Source organism: Endozoicomonas gorgoniicola (assembly GCF_025562715.2).
Lineage (GTDB): Bacteria > Pseudomonadota > Gammaproteobacteria > Pseudomonadales > Endozoicomonadaceae > Endozoicomonas_A > Endozoicomonas_A gorgoniicola.
Map to the genome: position 1 here is coordinate 5,728,052 of NZ_JAPFCC010000001.1, position 18,539 is coordinate 5,746,590.

At 48.6% G+C, this 18,539-nt stretch carries 14 protein-coding genes; 11 read left to right on the forward strand and 3 right to left on the reverse strand.

Annotated features, from left to right (window positions below; translation table 11 throughout):
• The first annotated feature begins 153 nt into the window (after positions 1 to 153).
• Positions 154 to 1,689, forward strand: a complete 1,536-nt coding sequence (locus NX722_RS25815) for an alanine/glycine:cation symporter family protein (RefSeq protein WP_262565715.1) — start codon at positions 154 to 156, stop codon at positions 1,687 to 1,689.
• 431 nt (positions 1,690 to 2,120) lie between these two features.
• A complete protein-coding gene (locus tag NX722_RS25820; protein ID WP_262565716.1) occupies positions 2,121 to 3,587 on the forward strand; it encodes an alanine/glycine:cation symporter family protein in 1,467 nt (488 codons plus the stop codon).
• A 78-nt stretch (positions 3,588 to 3,665) separates the two neighbouring features.
• Here the strand turns inward: NX722_RS25820 and NX722_RS25825 are convergent, their stop codons facing one another.
• A complete protein-coding gene (locus NX722_RS25825) occupies positions 3,666 to 4,238 on the reverse strand; it encodes a hypothetical protein (protein WP_262565717.1) in 573 nt (190 codons plus the stop codon).
• A 108-nt stretch (positions 4,239 to 4,346) separates the two neighbouring features.
• Here NX722_RS25825 and NX722_RS25830 point away from each other — a divergent pair, with 108 nt between their 5' ends.
• The 8 genes from NX722_RS25830 to NX722_RS25865 all read left to right on the forward strand — a co-directional run bounded on the left by NX722_RS25830 (position 4,347) and on the right by NX722_RS25865 (position 13,237).
• Positions 4,347 to 4,610: an exodeoxyribonuclease VII small subunit gene (locus NX722_RS25830; protein WP_262565718.1), complete on the forward strand. Its 264-nt coding sequence runs from the start codon at positions 4,347 to 4,349 to the stop codon at positions 4,608 to 4,610.
• Between the two features lie 3 nt (positions 4,611 to 4,613).
• On the forward strand, positions 4,614 to 5,513 hold the full coding sequence (gene ispA, locus NX722_RS25835; RefSeq protein ID WP_262565719.1) for a (2E,6E)-farnesyl diphosphate synthase: 900 nt from the start codon (positions 4,614 to 4,616) through the stop codon (positions 5,511 to 5,513).
• A gap of 307 nt (positions 5,514 to 5,820) precedes the next feature.
• Positions 5,821 to 7,749, forward strand: a complete 1,929-nt coding sequence (dxs, locus tag NX722_RS25840) for a 1-deoxy-D-xylulose-5-phosphate synthase (protein WP_262568722.1) — start codon at positions 5,821 to 5,823, stop codon at positions 7,747 to 7,749.
• 251 nt (positions 7,750 to 8,000) lie between these two features.
• A complete protein-coding gene (gene galE / locus NX722_RS25845) occupies positions 8,001 to 9,017 on the forward strand; it encodes a UDP-glucose 4-epimerase GalE (protein WP_262565720.1) in 1,017 nt (338 codons plus the stop codon).
• A gap of 72 nt (positions 9,018 to 9,089) precedes the next feature.
• On the forward strand, positions 9,090 to 10,124 hold the full coding sequence (locus tag NX722_RS25850; protein WP_262568723.1) for a UDP-glucose--hexose-1-phosphate uridylyltransferase: 1,035 nt from the start codon (positions 9,090 to 9,092) through the stop codon (positions 10,122 to 10,124).
• A gap of 40 nt (positions 10,125 to 10,164) precedes the next feature.
• A complete protein-coding gene (galK, locus tag NX722_RS25855; protein WP_262565721.1) occupies positions 10,165 to 11,313 on the forward strand; it encodes a galactokinase in 1,149 nt (382 codons plus the stop codon).
• 85 nt (positions 11,314 to 11,398) lie between these two features.
• The gene (locus NX722_RS25860) at positions 11,399 to 12,457 is read left to right on the forward strand and encodes an aldose epimerase family protein (protein WP_262565722.1); all 1,059 of its coding nucleotides are present in this window, start codon (positions 11,399 to 11,401) and stop codon (positions 12,455 to 12,457) included.
• A gap of 111 nt (positions 12,458 to 12,568) precedes the next feature.
• Positions 12,569 to 13,237 (forward strand): ankyrin repeat domain-containing protein, encoded by a 669-nt coding sequence (locus NX722_RS25865; RefSeq protein WP_262565723.1) that lies wholly within the window; start codon positions 12,569 to 12,571, stop codon positions 13,235 to 13,237.
• A gap of 89 nt (positions 13,238 to 13,326) precedes the next feature.
• Here the strand turns inward: NX722_RS25865 and ribA are convergent, their stop codons facing one another.
• A complete protein-coding gene (ribA, locus tag NX722_RS25870; RefSeq protein WP_262565724.1) occupies positions 13,327 to 13,920 on the reverse strand; it encodes a GTP cyclohydrolase II in 594 nt (197 codons plus the stop codon).
• A gap of 319 nt (positions 13,921 to 14,239) precedes the next feature.
• On the opposite strand from ribA, the gene NX722_RS25875 reads away from it, so the two are divergent.
• Positions 14,240 to 18,037, forward strand: coding sequence for a hypothetical protein (locus NX722_RS25875; protein ID WP_262565725.1), 3,798 nt, complete (start codon positions 14,240 to 14,242; stop codon positions 18,035 to 18,037).
• A gap of 8 nt (positions 18,038 to 18,045) precedes the next feature.
• On the opposite strand, the gene NX722_RS25880 is transcribed toward NX722_RS25875, so the two are convergent.
• On the reverse strand, positions 18,046 to 18,519 hold the full coding sequence (locus NX722_RS25880; protein WP_262565726.1) for a phosphatidylglycerophosphatase A family protein: 474 nt from the start codon (positions 18,517 to 18,519) through the stop codon (positions 18,046 to 18,048).
• Between the last annotated feature and the right edge of the window lie 20 nt (positions 18,520 to 18,539).

Sequence of the window (18,539 nt, forward strand, 5' to 3'; positions counted from 1 at the left end):
GTTTAAACGGTGAGGTCTGATAAAAATTAGGAACTAGAAATAGACAATTAATAATCGTTTGCTATTAATCCGCGTAGCTTTTCAACTCACTGGAACAATCGGTCAAATTCTATCTGCTAAGCTTCTCGGGTGTTGAAATATCGGGATACATTCATGAGCGGTATGATTGATGCCATCACATCAGTACTCTGGGGCTACCTTCTTATCTATCTGCTACTGGGTGCAGGTGTCTATTTTACACTGCGTAGCCGCTTTGTTCAGATTCGCTACTTCATTCACGCCTGGAAAATCATGTTTGCTTCCAGGCGGACCGAAAAAAACGAAGTTTCCTCCTTTCAGGCATTATGTACGAGCCTTGCAGCTCACGTAGGTACCGGTAATCTTGCCGGGGTGGCTATTGCTATTTATATCGGGGGGCCGGGTGCTGTTTTCTGGATGTGGGTGGTGGCTCTGCTGGGCATGTCTTCCAGCTATATAGAAAATACGCTCGCCCAGCTTTATAAGACCAATAACAATGATGGTACTTTCCGTGGTGGTCCCGCCTACTACATCCAAAAGGCTCTGGGGCTGCGCTGGCTGGGTATGCTGTTTTCATCCCTGCTACTGATTACTTTTGGCTTTGTCTTTAATATGGTGCATGCAAACTCGGTGGCTGCATCCGTTTCTGTTTACACCGATATCAGCATCGAGTACATCGGGCTGTTTTTTGCCTTGATAACCTGCCTGATTATCTTCAGGGGCATTCATACCATCACCCGATTTGCCGAGATAGTGGTGCCATTTATGGCACTGGGTTATTTCCTGATCGCAATGGTCGTCGTCCTGATGCGTCTGGAAGATATCCCTGCCGTGCTTTCCCTGATTATCAGCCATGCCTTTGGTCTTGAGCAGGCTGTTGGTGGGGGGATTGGCTACTCCGTTGCCCAGGCCGTTATGCAGGGGGTAAAGCGGGGGCTGTTCTCCAACGAAGCAGGTATGGGCAGCGGCCCAAACGCTGCTGCAACAGCAACACCCTGGCCACATCACCCGGCAGCTCAGGGTATTATTTCCATGACCAGCGTGTTTATCGACACCATTGTCATCTGCACTGCAACAGCTGCCATCGTATTGTTATCGGGACAACTGGAAACAGGCAATACTCTGAATGGTATTCAACTCACTCAGGCTTCACTGGGCAGTATCGTCGGCCCCTGGGGTGCATGGTTTATTACCGGTGCTGTTATTCTGTTTGGTTTTACATCGGTTGTCGCCAATTATTACTACGGTGAATCCAACCTGCTGTTCATGAAGAACAACCGGAAACTGTTATTTTTATACCGCCTGGCTGTAGTAACACTGGTTTATCTGGGCGCTGTCAGCAGTCTGGAATCTGTATGGATTCTGGCAGACCTTTCCATGGGGCTTATGGCATTAATTAATCTGGTGGTTATTGTTTTACTGTCAGGTCCCGCACTGCAAGTGCTGAAAGATTACGACCAGCAGTTACAGGCAGGAAAAACACCGGTTTTTAATCGTAAGCACTTTCCCTTCCTGAATCAGACAATAGATAGCGATGTCTGGACTTCCGGCTCTGATGAGCCAGATGACCTGGACGAAGGAAGCGACAGCACGTCATCCGAAGCGACTCCACCCGAAACAGCTTTACCCAAAGCTGCCGATGACACAAACCAGCTTCCTGACCGTTCCTGAATAATTGACAAGACAACAAATAAAAACCATTCCTGCGACACATGTTAACAAGGTGCCACAGTAATGGTTTCCATCTGTATTTTTTTTATTCTCAATGGTTTATTGTGGCTCAGTCACTAAATGCAGTTTTTTTAACCAGAAATTACTCAAAAGCATAATTTATTGCTCTGTACAGTTAATATACACACCTTGTCTACCCCGCCTGCATTACTTACATCTCTAGGCATATATACCGATACAGGCAACAATTGACGTATAAATATTTTTTGCTGTTCAAACCGCATTACCTGCAGCATACCCCGTTTTCATTAATAAAAATCCATGCGACCACCCGGTAAGTATCTTCACTAAGATGCTCGCGGTTATTCCCTAATGTTTTAAAAAGCTATTTGAAATAAAACTCTGAGGTTATTAATAACTCCGAGAACCTTATGAACGAATTTATTGCACCAATCATCGATTCGCTGAATAACTTGCTTTACGGCAGCGTGCTGATCTACCTGCTGGTGGGTGGTGGTATTTTCTTCACTGTTCGCACCCGATTTGTTCAGTTCCGTCGCTTTGGCCTTGCCATCAAAACCATGATGGGGAGCCGAACCACCGCTAACAAATCCCAGATCTCTCCTTTCCAGGCTTTCTGTACCAGTCTCGCAGCCCGTATCGGTACCGGTAACATGGCCGGTGTAGCCGTAGCAATCTATCTCGGTGGCGCAGGTGCAGTATTCTGGATGTGGTTCATTGCGCTGCTGGGCATGGCAACCAGTCTGGCAGAAAACGTTCTGGCACAGATTTACAAAACTAACAATGGCGACGGCACCTATCGTGGCGGCCCGGCTTATTACATTGAAAAAGCCCTGGGCCAGCGCTGGCTGGGTGTCACTTTCTCCATTTCCCTGATCATTGCGTTCGGCTTTGCATTCAACAGTGTTCAGTCTAACTCCATCGCTGCAGCATTCAGCAGTTACGGCATTGAGCCAAGTCTGATTGGTATTGCTCTGGCTGTTGTCAGCGCACTGATCATCTTCGGTGGTATTCGTTCTATCTCAAAAGTAGCCGAAATGATCGTTCCTGTGATGGCCCTGAGTTATCTTGCCATTGCCCTGATTGTTGTTCTGATGAACGTCACTGAACTGCCAAGTGTATTCAAGCTGATTTTCTCCAGTGCTTTTGACTTTACCTCCGCGACCGGTGGTGCCATTGGTGCAGCAGTGGTGAACGGTATCAAACGCGGCCTGTTCTCCAACGAAGCGGGTATGGGTAGTTCTCCAAACGCTGCTGCTGCCGCGCATTCGACGCACCCGGTTAACCAGGGTCTGATGGGCATGCTGGGTGTATTCGTCGATACCATCGTCGTATGTACTGCAACCGCTGCTATCATCCTGATGTCCGGAATGCTGGACAGCGGACTGACCGGTATCGAACTGACTCAGGCAGCCCTGTCTTCTCAGGTGGGTTCCTGGGGTGGCCATCTGGTAGCACTGGCTATCCTGCTGTTTGCCTTCACGTCTATCATTGCTAACTACTACTACGGCGAATCCAACCTGCGCTTCATCAACGACAACAAAGGTATCCTGATCGCTTACCGCGTTGCGGTGCTGGCTATGGTAATATGGGGTTCTGTCAGCAGTCTGCCCACCGTGTGGAACTTCGCTGACGTCGCCATGGGTGTTATGGCACTGATCAACATGGTCGCTATCTGCGTTCTGTCCAGTATCGTGATCCAGGTTCTGAAAGACTACGACGAACAGCTGGACAACGGTATGACTCCGGTTTTCAACCGCCGCAAGTTCCCGTTCCTGGATAAAACCATGGATAAGGATGTCTGGCAGGAACATAACAACGGTTCTACAACTGACTCTGAAGCAATTGACGTAAAACCTGCTTTCATCACTGACTGACAGAATCGTTTAATTCGTGACGTTTGAAAAAAGAAAAGGGTGCCATTGCACCCTTTTCTTTTGCCTTTTAAAAAGCGACTACTTTCGTACAGCTCTGACCGAGAACTTCGCTTTACTGAGATCCACATCCGCAATCGTCAGCTCTTCGTACTCCTGGGTGACCGAAGCCCGGATGCGCAGATGCTCAAATCTTAGCTCGCCCAGTGAACAGGGTATCCTCAGCCGAATCGAGCCATCTGCACGAATCTCAGCCCTTGCATCATACGGATCGTACTCCAGCGCCTGAAAACCATCGGCCGTCGTCAGTGAGTTAATCAGAGGTGCGATAAGCCGGGTAAGCTGATCCGTCCCTTGTATCGCTTCATCCGAATCATCTTCACCCTGTAGCCCGGCCAGTGACTGCAACGGTTGCAGCAGGGCAATAGCCAGAGACGACGCAAAACGAATCCGGGTCTGGTTGGAAAGCGCCCTGCGTAACTGAAAAAGGGAAATATCCTTCATCTCAAGCAATACCTCTCCCAGCCGCTGCCCGGTCTGTTTCTGCAGTTCAGTAGCCTTTTTCAGCTGCGCCTCCGAAACATAACCCCGTTTTAACAGAATCCGCCCAAGCCTTGATTTGTGGTATGCTTCTGCACGATTTACATTATCCATAACTGATGCAAACTCCCGTTTTTGCAAGAATACGGAAAAGTTATCGACCAACCGGGTGACAACTGTTGTCATCCGGTTGACTGCCGGAACGACGAACAGGCTCTCAGCATGCCAGAAAAAAACCAGGGCTTTGCCTTCGAAAAATCGCTCAGTGAGCTGGAATCTTTGGTTCAACAGATGGAGTCCGGAGACCTGACACTGGAACAGTCACTCAAAGCTTTTGAAAAAGGCGTCAGGCTTACCAGAGAATGCCAGCAGGCTTTAACCGAGGCAGAACAGACGGTTCAACAACTGCTGGACAATAACGGTCAACTGGAAACCCGTCCTTTCGAACCTCTTGAAGGAGGGGTAGGACAGGGGGAAGAGAAATAAGCCATGACGCTTAAGGATTACATGGCTCGCTGCCAGCAGCGGGTCGATGACAAACTGCGACAGGTCATTCCTGCCAGCAGTGATATCAGCCTGCAACTGGTTGAAGCCATGGCCTACTCGGTCTTCAATGGCGGCAAGCGGATTCGTCCGGTGTTAGTCTATGCAGCCAACCGGGCAGTGGGGGGCGATCACTCGTCTGCCGACGCGCCCGCCTGTGCGGTTGAATTGATTCATGCTTATTCACTGGTTCACGATGACCTGCCCGCCATGGACGACGATGACCTGCGCCGTGGCAAACCCACCTGCCATAAAGCCTTTGATGAAGCCACTGCGATTCTTGCCGGTGATGCTCTGCAGACCCTGGCGTTTGAAACCCTGTGCAACCCTCTTCTGATACCGGAAGACGACTATTCGGCCGAATCCAGGCTGAAACAACTGCGCTGTCTGGCAGAAGCCTCTGGCTACGCGGGCATGGCGGGTGGCCAGTCGAAAGACCTTCACTCTGTTGGCAAACCTCTGACTGCCGATCAGCTGCAGCACATGCACAACCACAAAACCGGCGCCCTGATTCGCGCCAGCGTGCAAATGGGCGCCCTGAGCCATCGCTTTACACCTGTGGACCAGCTGGAACAACTGGATCACTACGCCAAAGCCATTGGCCTGGCTTTTCAGGTACAGGACGACATTCTGGATGTTATTGCTGATACCAGAACCCTGGGAAAACAACAGGGTGCAGACCTGGCACTCGACAAGCCCACTTACGTTTCCCTCATGGGACTTGAAGAAGCTCAGGCTTATGCCCGGTCACTGTATGACAGCGCCATTGATGCCATCAAAGACTTCGACGAACGGGCTTTGGTGCTTCGTCAGTTGGCGGAGTATATTATCCACCGCTCTCATTAGTGCATGAACCCAAACCGATGTAGCAGATTTCTGCTCCTGATCTGAGAGTGCCTTATCGACAAAGGTTCAGGTACAATCGACAGTAATGAGCTATAAAAATCGGATTCAACCGATTTTTTCAATTTCCTGAGCAGGAAGTTTATTCATACCAGCTCTTCCCCAAACCCTACCTACAGGCGTATGGTGGATACATAGAAGGGGTATCTAAGCCAGAATGAACTCAGGAAAAAACTGACTGATGTTCAACTGGCAGCCACCCCCTGTTAGGCAGAAGAAGTCCGAAGAAGCCCGAATCGCAAACGACAACATGTTTCACGAAATACCCAAGACCAGGCCCGAAACGCCCTTACTGGACAACATCGACACGCCCGAGCAACTTCGCGCTCTGAATGTGTCCGACCTGCCTGCGCTGACCCGGGAACTGCGTGAGTTCCTGCTCTACTCGGTCGGTCAGACCGGAGGACACTTTGGTGCAGGCCTCGGTGTTGTGGAGCTGACTGTAGCTCTGCATTACCTGTTCAACACACCGGAAGACCGTCTGGTCTGGGATGTAGGTCATCAGACTTACCCCCACAAAATCCTTACCGGTCGTAAAGGGCGCATGGATACCCTGCGCCAGAAAGACGGCCTGGCCGCCTTTCCCAAACGCAGTGAAAGCCCTTACGATACCTTCGGTGTTGGACATTCCAGTACCTCCATCAGTGCAGCCCTGGGCATGGCGATTGCTGCCAAGCTCAAGGGGGATCATCGTCGTACTGTAGCGGTTATTGGTGACGGTTCGATGACAGCCGGTATGGCGTATGAAGCCATGAACCATGCTGCTGACGAGAAGGCCAATGTACTGGTGATACTGAACGACAACGATATGTCCATCTCACACAGCGTGGGTGGGTTGTCCAATTATCTGACCAAGATACTGTCCAGCAAAACCTATCACCATATCCGTGAAGGCAGCAAAAAGGTACTGAACTCCATCCCCCATGCCTGGGAACTGGCCCGCCGTACCGAAGAACACGTTAAAGGAATGATCATTCCCGGCACGCTCTTCGAGGAAATGGGCTTTAACTATTTTGGCCCTATCGATGGCCATGACCTGCCCATGCTGCTGCATACGCTGGAAAACCTGAGAGATCTGGAAGGTCCGCAATTTCTGCATGTAGTAACACGCAAGGGTAAAGGGTTTAACCCGGCAGAACAGGACCCCATTGGCTACCACGCCATTACCAAGCTGGAACCTCAGAAGCAGCAAGCCCTCTCTCCAAAACCCGCTGTTCCGAAAAAGCCCAAGTACGCCAATGTATTCGGGCAGTGGCTGTTTGATATGGCAGGGCAGGATGACAAACTGGTTGGCATTACGCCTGCCATGTGCGAAGGCTCGGACCTGCTCCGCTTTGCCGAACACTATCCGGATCGTTACTTTGATGTCGCCATTGCCGAGCAACACGCTGTCACACTGGCAGCAGGCATGGCCTGTGAAGGCATGAAACCGGTGGTGGCTATTTATTCCACCTTTCTGCAACGGGGTTATGACCAGCTGGTACACGATGTTGCTGTTCAGAACCTGGATGTACTGTTTGCCATTGACCGCGCTGGCATGGTAGGAGAAGACGGCCCGACCCATGGTGGTTGCTACGACATTGCCTATCTGCGCTGCATCCCCAAGATGCTGATCATGGCACCCGGTGATGAGGATGAAACCCGCCGGATGCTCACCACTGGTCATCAATATAACGGCCCGGCATCGGTTCGTTATCCTCGTGGTACGGGGCCAGGCGCAGTAATCAGTAAAGCCCTGGAACCACTGGAAATCGGTAAGGGTGAAATTCGCCGTCAGGGTAAACGCGTGGCCATTCTCGCGTTTGGTACCGTTCTGACCAACGCGCTTAAAGCCGCCGAGCAAACAGGTGCAACTGTCGCCAATATGCGCTTTATCAAGCCTATGGACACCGGGCTGATTAATGAACTGGTGAAAAACCATGAGCTGCTGGTCACCGTTGAAGAAGGCTGCATCAGTGGCGGGGCAGGTTCTGCGGTAAACGAATACCTGAATGAACAGGCGATGAATGTACCGGTGCTGAACCTGGGTATTCCTGATCGTTACATTGAGGCTGCCAGCCATGCACAACAACTGGAAGAGTGTGGGCTTGATCCTCAGGGTATCGTCAATTCAATTAATGACCGCCTGAGCAGGGACGTTCGTCAGACTGTCGCACTGGCACAGGTTGCCAGATCTTAGAATCTGGTGCGCTTTCCAGAACGAAACAACCACCAGCTTTAGCCGGTGGTTTCACATTCAGACCAGAAAATCCGCCTATAAATCCCCCAAACACTTTTCTCTATCTCAACTGAAATTCAGTCATCCCTGTCTCCTGAATTGCAAAAAATGAAAATTTTGAAAACATTTTCATCATTGATATAAGTCAAATTACCGGACACGGCTCTCCGCTACGATATTCACAATATTAAACAGGCACGGACAATAATGAGATGAGTATTCTGGTCACAGGTGGAGCCGGTTATATTGGCAGCCATACATGCCTTGAGCTGCTGAAGGCTGGCTATGATGTTGTTGTCGTTGATAATTTATGTAACGCCAAGGAAGAATCCCTGAAACGGGTGTCACATCTTGCCGGTCGAGAAGTCGCTTTCAGAAACGTTGACATTCGGAATATTTCAGAACTGAGAAAAGTCTTTTCAGCATTTTCTATTGATGCTGTCGTCCATTTTGCTGGCTTGAAAGCTGTAGGCGAGTCAACAAAGGTGCCAATGAAGTACTACGACAACAATGTCAATGGTACCCGTTGCCTGCTGGAAGTCATGAATGAATTCGATGTACGTCACCTTGTGTTCAGCTCATCAGCCACCGTGTACGGAGATCCTGAAACCGTTCCTGTCCGCGAAGACTTTCCTACCGGCACACCCACAAACCCTTACGGCCGCACCAAGCTGGTTATAGAGGAAATGCTGAAGGATTTGTCTGCTTCGGATGAGCGCTGGAACTTCAGCCTGCTGCGCTACTTTAACCCGGTCGGCGCTCATGAAAGCGGCATCATTGGCGAAGACCCTAACGGCATTCCCAACAACCTGATGCCCTTCATTGCCCAGGTCGCCGTTGGCAAACGGGAAAAGCTGAATGTGTACGGCGGTGACTATCCAACCGAAGACGGCACTGGCATCCGTGACTATATCCATGTCGTGGATCTGGCCGAGGGACATCTGGCAGCCCTGAAAACCCACTGGAACGATACCGGCGTTCATACCTACAACCTGGGAACCGGAAACGGCAGCAGCGTTCTGGAAATGCTGAGTGCTTTTGAAGTCGCCTGTGGTCACAGCATTCCTTACGAAATCGTTGCACGCCGACCAGGCGATATAGCGGAATGTTTCGCAGACCCATCGTATGCCAACGAAAAGCTGGGCTGGACAGCCACCCGGACGATTGCCGAAATGACCGCTGATACCTGGAAATGGCAAACCGCAAACCCGGAAGGCTACAGCGAATAAATAGCTACTACGAAAAAATAGCTACTGCGAAAAAATAGCTACTGCGAATAAAGGAAGTAAAGAGTGAGTTCTATGGAATTTAATCCGGTCGATCATCCACATCGCCGTTACAACCCACTGACCGGTGACTGGATTCTGGTTTCCCCTCATCGTGCTAAACGACCATGGCAGGGACAGGTAGAAAAGACCGCCACCGACAATCGTCCAACCCGCGACCCGAGCTGCTATCTCTGTCCGGGCAATGAGCGAATTACCGGTGACAGCAACCCGGACTACACCCGGCCTTATGTGTTTGCCAATGATTTTCCGGCCCTGCTGACCGATACGCCAGACGCTGCCGGTGACTCTGACCTGTTCAGGTCTTCCGGAGCCCGTGGCGAGGCAAGAGTGATCTGTTTTTCTCCGGATCACAGTAAAACTCTGCCACAGTTAAGTGTCGAAGACATTCGTCAGGTGGTGGATGTCTGGTCTGAACAGGTGACCGAGCTGGGCAGTAAATACCCATGGGTGCAGCTGTTCGAAAACAAGGGTGCGGTAATGGGTTGCTCCAATCCACACCCCCATGGACAGGTATGGGCCAGCAGTTTTCTGCCCAATGAAGCCCGTAAGGAAGACGACAACCAGAGGCAATGGCTGACCGACAAGCACAGCAATATGCTGGTTGAATACGCCCGCCAGGAATCAGAGTCCGGTGAACGGACAGTGGTGGAAAATGATGACTGGATTGCAGTTGTTCCGTACTGGGCAGCCTGGCCATTTGAAACCCTGTTACTGCCTAAGCGGCATATTCTGAGAATGCCGGATTTGAAAGACAGTGAACGTACGACACTGGCAGATATTATCAAACGCCTGACGACCAAATACGACAACCTGTTCCAGACTTCTTTCCCATACTCCATGGGCTGGCATGGTGCGCCTACAGACGACGATAATCGAGAGCACTGGCAACTGCACGCGCACTTCTATCCGCCACTGCTGCGCTCAGCCACTGTGCGTAAATTTATGGTGGGCTTTGAAATGCTGGCAGAGTCCCAGCGGGATCTGACGGCTGAACAGGCTGCTGAACGGCTGCGCAACTTATCCGAAACACACTATCTGAACGCCTGATAGAACGATTGGATTAAACGATTGGATTGAAATAAAAGTCATGGAAATGAAACAACAACTGATTGCCCTGTTTGAAAAAACCTTTGGAGAACAGCCTGAGTTATTCTTTCAGGCACCCGGTCGGGTTAACCTGATTGGCGAACATACCGACTACAACGACGGTTTTGTATTGCCCTGCGCCATCGACTACCAGGCGATCATTGCAGCAACCCCAAGAGATGATCAGAAGGTTGTTGTAACCGCAGCGGCATTTGATGGACAAACCACCGAGTTTGAACTGGCTCTGCCTGTAGAACCCAGCGAAGATGCTACCTGGAGCAACTATGTCAGAGGTGTGGCAACCGCTCTGCTGGAACGCGGACTGACACTGAAAGGTGCCAACATGGCTATCATCGGCAATGTGCCACAGGGTGCTGGTCTCTCGTCGTCAGCCTGTCTGGAGGTTTGCACCGGCCTGGCACTGACCCGTATGTCTGGTCACGATATCAGCCTGAAAGACCTGGCTTTAATTGGTCAGGAGGCTGAAAACAAGTACGTTGGCGTTAACTGCGGCATTATGGATCAGATGGTGTCAGCCCGTGGCGAGGAAGGCCATGCCATGCTGCTGGACTGCCGCAGTCTGGATACCCGCTCCATTGCCATTCCACAAGGCGCTGCGGTGGTGATTATCAACTCCAATAAAAAGCGCGGTCTTGTTGATTCAGAATACAACACTCGTCGTCAGCAATGTGAGGCAGTGGCTAAACACTTTGACGTGAAGGCATTGAGGGATATCACCGTTGAGATGCTGGAAGCCCGTAAAGATGAGCTTGATGAAGTGGCTTATCGCCGGGCTCGCCATGTGGTAACAGAAGACGTACGAACTCTGGAAGCCGCTGAAGTGATGCCACAGGGCAACCTGAAGCGTATGGGTGAATTAATGGCAGCGTCTCACATCTCCATGCGTGATGACTTTGAAATTACCGTACCGGAAATTGACACCATTGTTGATATCGTCAAGGACGTTATTGGTGCAGAAGGCGGCGTTCGTATGACAGGCGGAGGTTTTGGTGGCTGTGTTGTTGCGCTTGCTCCTGAAAGCAAGGTGGAAGCGATCAGGCAGGCGATTGACAACCAGTATAAAACCGCAACCGGGCTGGTTGCTGATATTTATGTGTGCAAAGCCAGTCAGGGTGCCTCGGTACTGTAAGGTCAGCTGACAACTTCCCACAATTAACGCCGGTTCTGACCGGCGTTTTTCTCTGTTTACTTTTTTGCTCGTTATGACAATAGCTATGACAATGACAATCAAGCAAGAGCCCTTCGGTCAAACCTCACAGGGTGAGACCGTCACCCGTTACACACTGACAAACGCTCAGGGTACTGAAGTATCCATCCTGAACCTGGGCGGCATTATCCAAAGCTTGAAAACAGCGGACAAAAACGGCCATTTTGCTGATATTGTGCTGGGCTGCGATAACGTTGCTGACTACGAAAATCAGTCGGCTTACCTGGGCGCCCTGTGCGGTCGTTACGCTAACCGTATCAGGGAAGGTCAGTTAGTGATCGACGGCAGGCATTATCAGCTGGCCTGCAATAATGGCCCAAACCATTTGCATGGTGGCAACCGGGGGTACAATCAGCGTATCTGGTCAGTCAGCGCAGAACATAACGATACTGAAGCCCGGTTGACTCTGCGTTATCAATCACCGGACGGTGAAGAAGGTTATCCGGGCAACCTTGATATACAGGTAACCTACTGCCTGAACAGCCAGAATGAGCTGACTGTCAGCTACTGTGCAACTACCGATAAGACAACTGTCGTCAACCTTACAAATCACTCTTATTTTAACCTTAAAGGCTCAGGGAGCTGTCTCGAACATGAGTTGCAGTTAGTTGCCGATTCGTTCGTGCCAACCAATGCATCGGCAATACCTTTTGGCGATATCAAACCTGTTGCAGGGACACCCATGGATTTCAGAGAGCCAAGGGTGATCGGGCAGGATATTGATGCGGATAACCAACAACTGCTACAGGCTCTTGGATACGATCATAGCTGGGTAATCAATCAAGGGGATTCGCGACTGAAAGAATGCGCAGTGGTCATCGAGCCGGAAACAGGGCGAAGCATGACGGTAAAAACAACCCAGCCCGCTGTACAGTTTTATACGGGCAACTTTCTGGATGACCTGCCCGGAAAAGCGGGGCGTCGCTATAACAAGCGAGATGGTTTCTGTCTGGAAACCCAGCATTTCCCGGATTCTCCCAACCAGGCTGACTTTCCCTCAACCGAACTGAAGCCCGGCGAGGTATACGATCACACAACCGTATTTGCTTTTGGTTTAAGTGAATAATTGAGCAAGACAAGGCACTGTATGCCCAGTGCCTTTAATTATGATGAATATCAGGAACTCTTCCCTTAATACACAGTCCAAAGGCTAACTATAAGAAATAGAGGAAGAAAAATGTTTTATAGAATATTCAAAAAAATAATGCCCGTTTTAGCCGTAACAGTTCCCTTGTGGTGCTCTACAACGCTGGCTGATGATCAGATAAACGAACAATTGATCACTCGTATTAAGGAAAAAATCAGTTTTTCCGAAAAAGCCGGTTATCATGTCCCAACGGAAGAGACCATAATTGAGCACATTAAGCCGTTGCTTTCCCAAGGAGCTGACATTAATTACCAGGAAGAAAACATTGCGGTTCCCAGAACCTATTCCAGCTTTATTCAATACCTGGGTTATATTGAATGGTTAATGAGCAAAACTTGCATGTGGATAGACTACATATCATTTGGAGACGGCTCCGAATGTACGCCATCTCAAAAAACAAACGAACCCTCTTCAGCCTGGACTGCTCTTATGTACGCTTCCTATAAGGGGCTGCCTGATGTGGTAAGTTTTCTTTTAAAACAGGGTGCCAACCCTGATTTCACAGGAGCTCAAGGCTGGAATGCCTATACGCTGGCAGAATATTATCGTGACCGATATGAGCAAAGTAATGATGAATCCCAGAAAGAACATGCTAATAAATATAACCGGATTGTCTGCGAACTGGAGCCATTGACAACAAATACTGCAATGCCACCCTCGTTATACATAGGAAAAACACAAGCGCGTTGCAAACCCTGAGCCAAGGGCACCCCGGAAGCTGGTCAGCACAACCCAAACTCCAGAGTGCCATCAATACAAGCCGCTGCCATGGCATCGCTATAGAGAACTCAGGCAGTTTCCAGCAGATGCCCCAGCTTCCACACTTTGGTGGTTAAATACTTTTCATTATGAGGATTCTGACCCGTCTGGTGCTGCTGCCGCTCCACCACCTCAATACCCTGTTTCGTCAGGGCATCCACTTTGCGGGGGTTATTAGTCATTAGAATCAACTGGCTGACACCCAGGTGATCCAGCATGGTTTTGCACATATCGTATTTGCGCATATCCGCCGCAAAGCCTAACTCTTCGTTGGCCTCTACGGTATCACGCCCTTCATCCTGAAGATGATAAGCCCGAACCTTGTTCATCAGGCCGATACCACGCCCCTCCTGACGCAGATACAGAATAACGCCACGACCTTTCTCAGCAATCTTGCGCATGGCAGCCTCCAGCTGAGGGCCACAATCACAACGCATACTGAACAGGGCATCGCCCGTCAGACACTCCGAATGAACCCGCGCAAGAACGGGATCGCCCTGACTCACATCACCCATGGTGAGAGCCAGATGCTCTTTGCCAGTGCCACTCTCCTCAAATCCATGCATGATGAATTCACCAAAAGGGGTGGGCAGGCGAGACTCTGCGACAAACCTTACAGACACTCACTACTCCTTAAAACAGTCGTGCGGGCAGATTGTAACAGTCCTTGGCAATACAGGCGAGTAACCATAGAGGATCAGCTGACAAACAGCCATGAGCCGGTTTTTATAGCATAAGCGCAGCTCACCACAAGCATGAAAATAGGGACAAATGCCGGAAGGTCAGGTTTTTCGCAAGAAGAAGGTAAGAAATGCCCTCATTACGTAGTGCCTGCCGTTCAGATTGACGATTACCGGAGTGTTCTCTATTTTTCAAGGCGGTATCACTCTATCGATACGATGTCGTACTAACAAAATACATCCTCAAGTGTACAGGGGACGAATGAAACTGGAATTAATTATTAAACCAGCACTTATAAGTGTTCTTCTGCTTTGCCTGTTGCCAGTATCCGGCATTGCTGCCGAATGGAAAACAGGCGACTTAAATACGGGCGAACTTAATGATGTACACCGTAAGTTCATCCAACAGGTTCTTGATAAAGGTTACTTTGCTATTCACGGGAACCGTATTTACTCTGGACAACAAGAGTTACCTGGAGCGGTTATGAGGGCACTACCCACCCCACCGTTACCTGAAGGAGTTGTTCTGGGTTACCAGCCTGACGGCGAACAGATACAGCTCATAAGCTTCCATGCACCGGATCACTTTCAGAGCAGGCTGAACAACATTTCATTACTGGCTCAAGGCAATACCAGGCTTATCAGGCACGAAGGCCTTCGTCAACAGATTGATCAGTTATTACAAAGGCCGTCACAAGTTGTTATAGACAGGCGTTTTTATTACACATCGTCTACCGAAGTACCTGTAACAACACAGCAAATTCAAAATGCACTTATAAACAACCTTCAACATCCCCCCAATAACAACTCAGCCCTCAGAGTTGCCACTGTTAACTCAGGCCAGCTTACTCCTTTTGTATTAGTCGACACGCCCGGAAACCATAACGCAGATCAATTTATTAATGCTTATGAGCCACTAAACGACAACTCAGATGCTAATTACTCAACAGAGGGCGGCCAGTATTTTTATCATGGATACACACAAGAGATCACAAACCCAGTTGCCCGATGGTTTATTGAAAGTCTGCTTAATACCGGTTACGTAGTCATCTATGACAGGACTGCTTACTTCTCCAATGCAGTTGCTGACCCGCAGCAACTGCTGAGTATGATCAATGAAGGTTCAATTCGACCGCTAGCTACCCGGGACCACGTAAGGGTTTTGACATTAAATGACCACAGCCAGATAGCCTGGTTAAATCTGGCAGTGCCTGCCATTATGCATAGCTCATACAATAATTATGGCCAACTGACAGTTACTGCTGACAACATTCTGAATTTGCAGAGCACTTACGCCCTCGCTGCTGAAGTGATTCAGAATTACCTTAACCAGGGATATATGGTGATTTTTCAGGGCAGGCTTTACTCACTGACAGACCTGGTGCTTAATCCGCAGTACATTTACCAACTATACGCAAACGCCGTACATGCCAGCGGGATGATTAACACTGAAAATACTCTATGGGTATTCATGCATAATGGTTCTATCGTCACGCATTACGTAGTACTCGATCTTTTTGAACAACTGCCCTGGCCTCGTATCACTCAATTACCAACATCTACCACTCAAAGGTCATCGTCAGGATTTGATGCGGCTTACCAGCCTTCCTCTATGCAACTCTCTCCCCTGCAAACACAGGCGCTACTCCCGACAACGCATCAATCCTCCCCATCCCTTCCATCAAATTCAGATTATGAAACGACAGAACCGGATCATGCGAGATTAGTGAATGACGCTCAGGCTGCACTATCTCGACTAAGCGCCAGCTTTAACGAATATCCTGTTATTATCCCTTCCGCAGTTTCCGGGCAGCCTGGCGAGGAGCAGGATCACTTTAAACAACCCAGGCCGTCTACTGATTCTTCCGAAAAAAAAACATCTGACGAAGAAGATCCAAATAACCAGGATAATTCTAACGAGCCAGACAGCGCTGAAAAATCTGCGAAACAAAAAGAAGCTAAATTAACCAAACGAACCCGTAAAAAATCAAAAAAAAATAATTCAGCCACACCTACTGACAAAGCTTACCCGGCAAACTCGTGGCCACATTTTAAGTATTATCTAGTGCCTGCTGTAATTACTGTATTTTCTGCAATAGGTGCTCCGCTGTTTTACGCTATCACGAACTATCTGCAACAAAATAAACCAGTCGAAGAAAAACCACCAACATCTGCTGATAATACTCAGCAAGAAAGGCAGTTAAACAAAAAAACGCTCCCTGTAACATTCAAAAACAATAACCATGAACAAGTTGATAATACACTTAAAAACGAACTGGATTTTATTAAATCCCTTATGATACAGAAAGAGAAAATCAAGCAAGAACTTTCAGACCCTGTGCTATCAGAACTCACAGAAAAGCTATTTGATCACATGCCTGCCATCCTGAAACCTGTTATTCACCGCAAGGGGGAGCTATTTGATGCCGGTCTGTTTAAAACCAATGTAAAGACCTATCGCAACCAAGATTACAAAAAACCAGACAAGGCTCTCCACTTCATTCCGCTTAAAAAAATCAATACTTTCGAACAGCTCACCCTTAAAGAAAAAAAAGAAATTATTGAATTGACAGGTGCTTTAATAAATCAATCCTTAGGCAAATCCGGTCTCGATATTTTCACCACATTTCAGTGGCATATGGCTCTATGTGGTAAACCAGAAAAACTAAGCGGTTTACCCTGCCATAAAAGAGTATCAAAACTATTAATTGACCAATGGCATAACAAGCCATCCTCTGAGGCTTTACTGGTCAGTTATACGAAAATATCTGATCACGAAAACAAGCCATACTGGTTAACGGTTGCAGCCTGGCCTGTATCCGGGATAAATAAACTTGAAAGCGAACCCCTTATCTTACCCGTTCTGAATGATAAACGTAATCTCAGGCTCATTGAGCGATCAACATTGTCACAAGATGCAATACGAAGTCTGGATTTAAGTCTGAAGCTTCAGATAGAACCTGAAAGGGAGCTTTTAAACCCGTCGCTTACCTGGCAAAAAGTAAGGCCGATGGATTTACTGGGGTCTTTTTTTAACTATGAGACCCTCGCCACAAGGTTGCTTCTGAGCGATGGTCGTATTCGCTACAACGTATTATACAAAGGAGATATCGTACCGCCACATAAAGCCCTGATTCCTTATGTAACAGAGTCTAAAGCAGAAATACCATGCTATTTACTGGGTGACAAGGCAGCAGAACTCTGTGTCAAAATATCCGGGAATCTGATCAGGGGAAATGCATTCTTTGATTTACTGAGCAAATTCCCGGATTTTAAAATCCCCCAGTACCAACTCGTGACAGAGGATAATAACGGCAATATAAAGCTAACGAGTTCTAGCAAAGATATTTCTGAACGTATACAGGACTTACATAACAAACCAAACAAATCATTATTTTTTGCTTTTAAGTCTCTGACGAGGCTTGATGAAGTTCCTGCATCCCGTATAGAAACGATTTTAAAGACCTACACAACAGAAAGCATAATTCAAAACAGGCAAAACAGTCTGGAAGAATCTTTAACTGTTTTATCCATTTGCGGTTATATCCCCCTGGCAGGTTTATTAGAGCAGTGCTATAAGCAAAATTATAATGGATTGCATGAAACAAATTCTGGCGTAGAACAAATCGCCTTCCAGTATCTTAAAGACGGACTTCCAGTTCATTATTCTGACCTGGAAGGTCACCATGTCCGCTATCTTCCTCTTATTATTACCTCTTCTGAAGGATTTTTCTTTTTTCCCGTCGGACAACTTATTGTCAACGGACGGCCTGCGAACTTTATATGGGATAACAAGGCAGGGACTGACAAAGTTATTCACCTGCCTTTTAACCCATCTTTACCAGTCGATCACCATCAGTATGTCGTCATTAACGCCCCTGATGTCTTCCAAAGTTTTCACATTGGCCAGCCCCAGGAGTTTTTGCATGACCAGGTTGGCTTAAAGGAGATACCTGAAACCGCTACGTACCTGACAATGTTTCCTGGAACCAGTAGGGTTACGATGACCAGTTACTTTAAAGGTCAGCGGATCAGAGAGCTTGGACAACAGGATAATTGAACGCTGATCTAACCCCAGACCGCCGCCAGAACCTGCATACAGACTAGTGCGAACAGCCCGGCAATCACATCATCAATCATAATGCCAAAGCCACCTTTTACCTTTTTATCCAGTACACGAATAGGCCAGGGCTTGATGATGTCGAAAAAGCGGAACAGGACGAAACCCGTTATGACCCACAGCCAGCCAGCGGGCGCAGCCATCATGGTAATCCAGTACCCCACAAATTCATCCCAGACAATACCCGGATGGTCGTGTACTCCCAGGTCTCTGGAAGTGCGGTCGCAAATCCAGATTCCCAGAATCATACTGACGACCAGCACCAGCAGATAGTTCCACATGGGCAAGTACTGCAGCAGCAGGTAAAAAGGCACCGCCGCCAGTGTGCCAAAGGTACCCGGTGCTTTAGGAGCCAGACCACTGCCAAGCCCGAAAGCCAGAAAATGAACAGGGTTAGACCAGACGGAAGGAGATCGGCTCATAACTTATCAATGTCGAATTC

Excerpts from the sequence above, each read along its gene's own strand:
- NX722_RS25860 (WP_262565722.1), top strand. The coding sequence starts at position 11,399 with ATGACAATGACAATCAAGCAAGAGCCCTTCGGTCAAACCTCACAGGGT.
- NX722_RS25830 (WP_262565718.1), top strand. The coding sequence starts at position 4,347 with ATGCCAGAAAAAAACCAGGGCTTTGCCTTCGAAAAATCGCTCAGTGAG.
- NX722_RS25865 (WP_262565723.1), top strand. The coding sequence starts at position 12,569 with ATGTTTTATAGAATATTCAAAAAAATAATGCCCGTTTTAGCCGTAACA.
- NX722_RS25850 (WP_262568723.1), top strand. The coding sequence starts at position 9,090 with ATGGAATTTAATCCGGTCGATCATCCACATCGCCGTTACAACCCACTG.
- NX722_RS25875 (WP_262565725.1), top strand. The coding sequence starts at position 14,240 with ATGAAACTGGAATTAATTATTAAACCAGCACTTATAAGTGTTCTTCTG.
- NX722_RS25820 (WP_262565716.1), top strand. The coding sequence starts at position 2,121 with ATGAACGAATTTATTGCACCAATCATCGATTCGCTGAATAACTTGCTT.
- NX722_RS25825 (WP_262565717.1), bottom strand. The coding sequence starts at position 4,238 with ATGGATAATGTAAATCGTGCAGAAGCATACCACAAATCAAGGCTTGGG.
- dxs (WP_262568722.1), top strand. The coding sequence starts at position 5,821 with ATGTTTCACGAAATACCCAAGACCAGGCCCGAAACGCCCTTACTGGAC.
- ispA (WP_262565719.1), top strand. The coding sequence starts at position 4,614 with ATGACGCTTAAGGATTACATGGCTCGCTGCCAGCAGCGGGTCGATGAC.
- NX722_RS25815 (WP_262565715.1), top strand. The coding sequence starts at position 154 with ATGAGCGGTATGATTGATGCCATCACATCAGTACTCTGGGGCTACCTT.
- galK (WP_262565721.1), top strand. The coding sequence starts at position 10,165 with ATGGAAATGAAACAACAACTGATTGCCCTGTTTGAAAAAACCTTTGGA.
- NX722_RS25880 (WP_262565726.1), bottom strand. The coding sequence starts at position 18,519 with ATGAGCCGATCTCCTTCCGTCTGGTCTAACCCTGTTCATTTTCTGGCT.
- galE (WP_262565720.1), top strand. The coding sequence starts at position 8,001 with ATGAGTATTCTGGTCACAGGTGGAGCCGGTTATATTGGCAGCCATACA.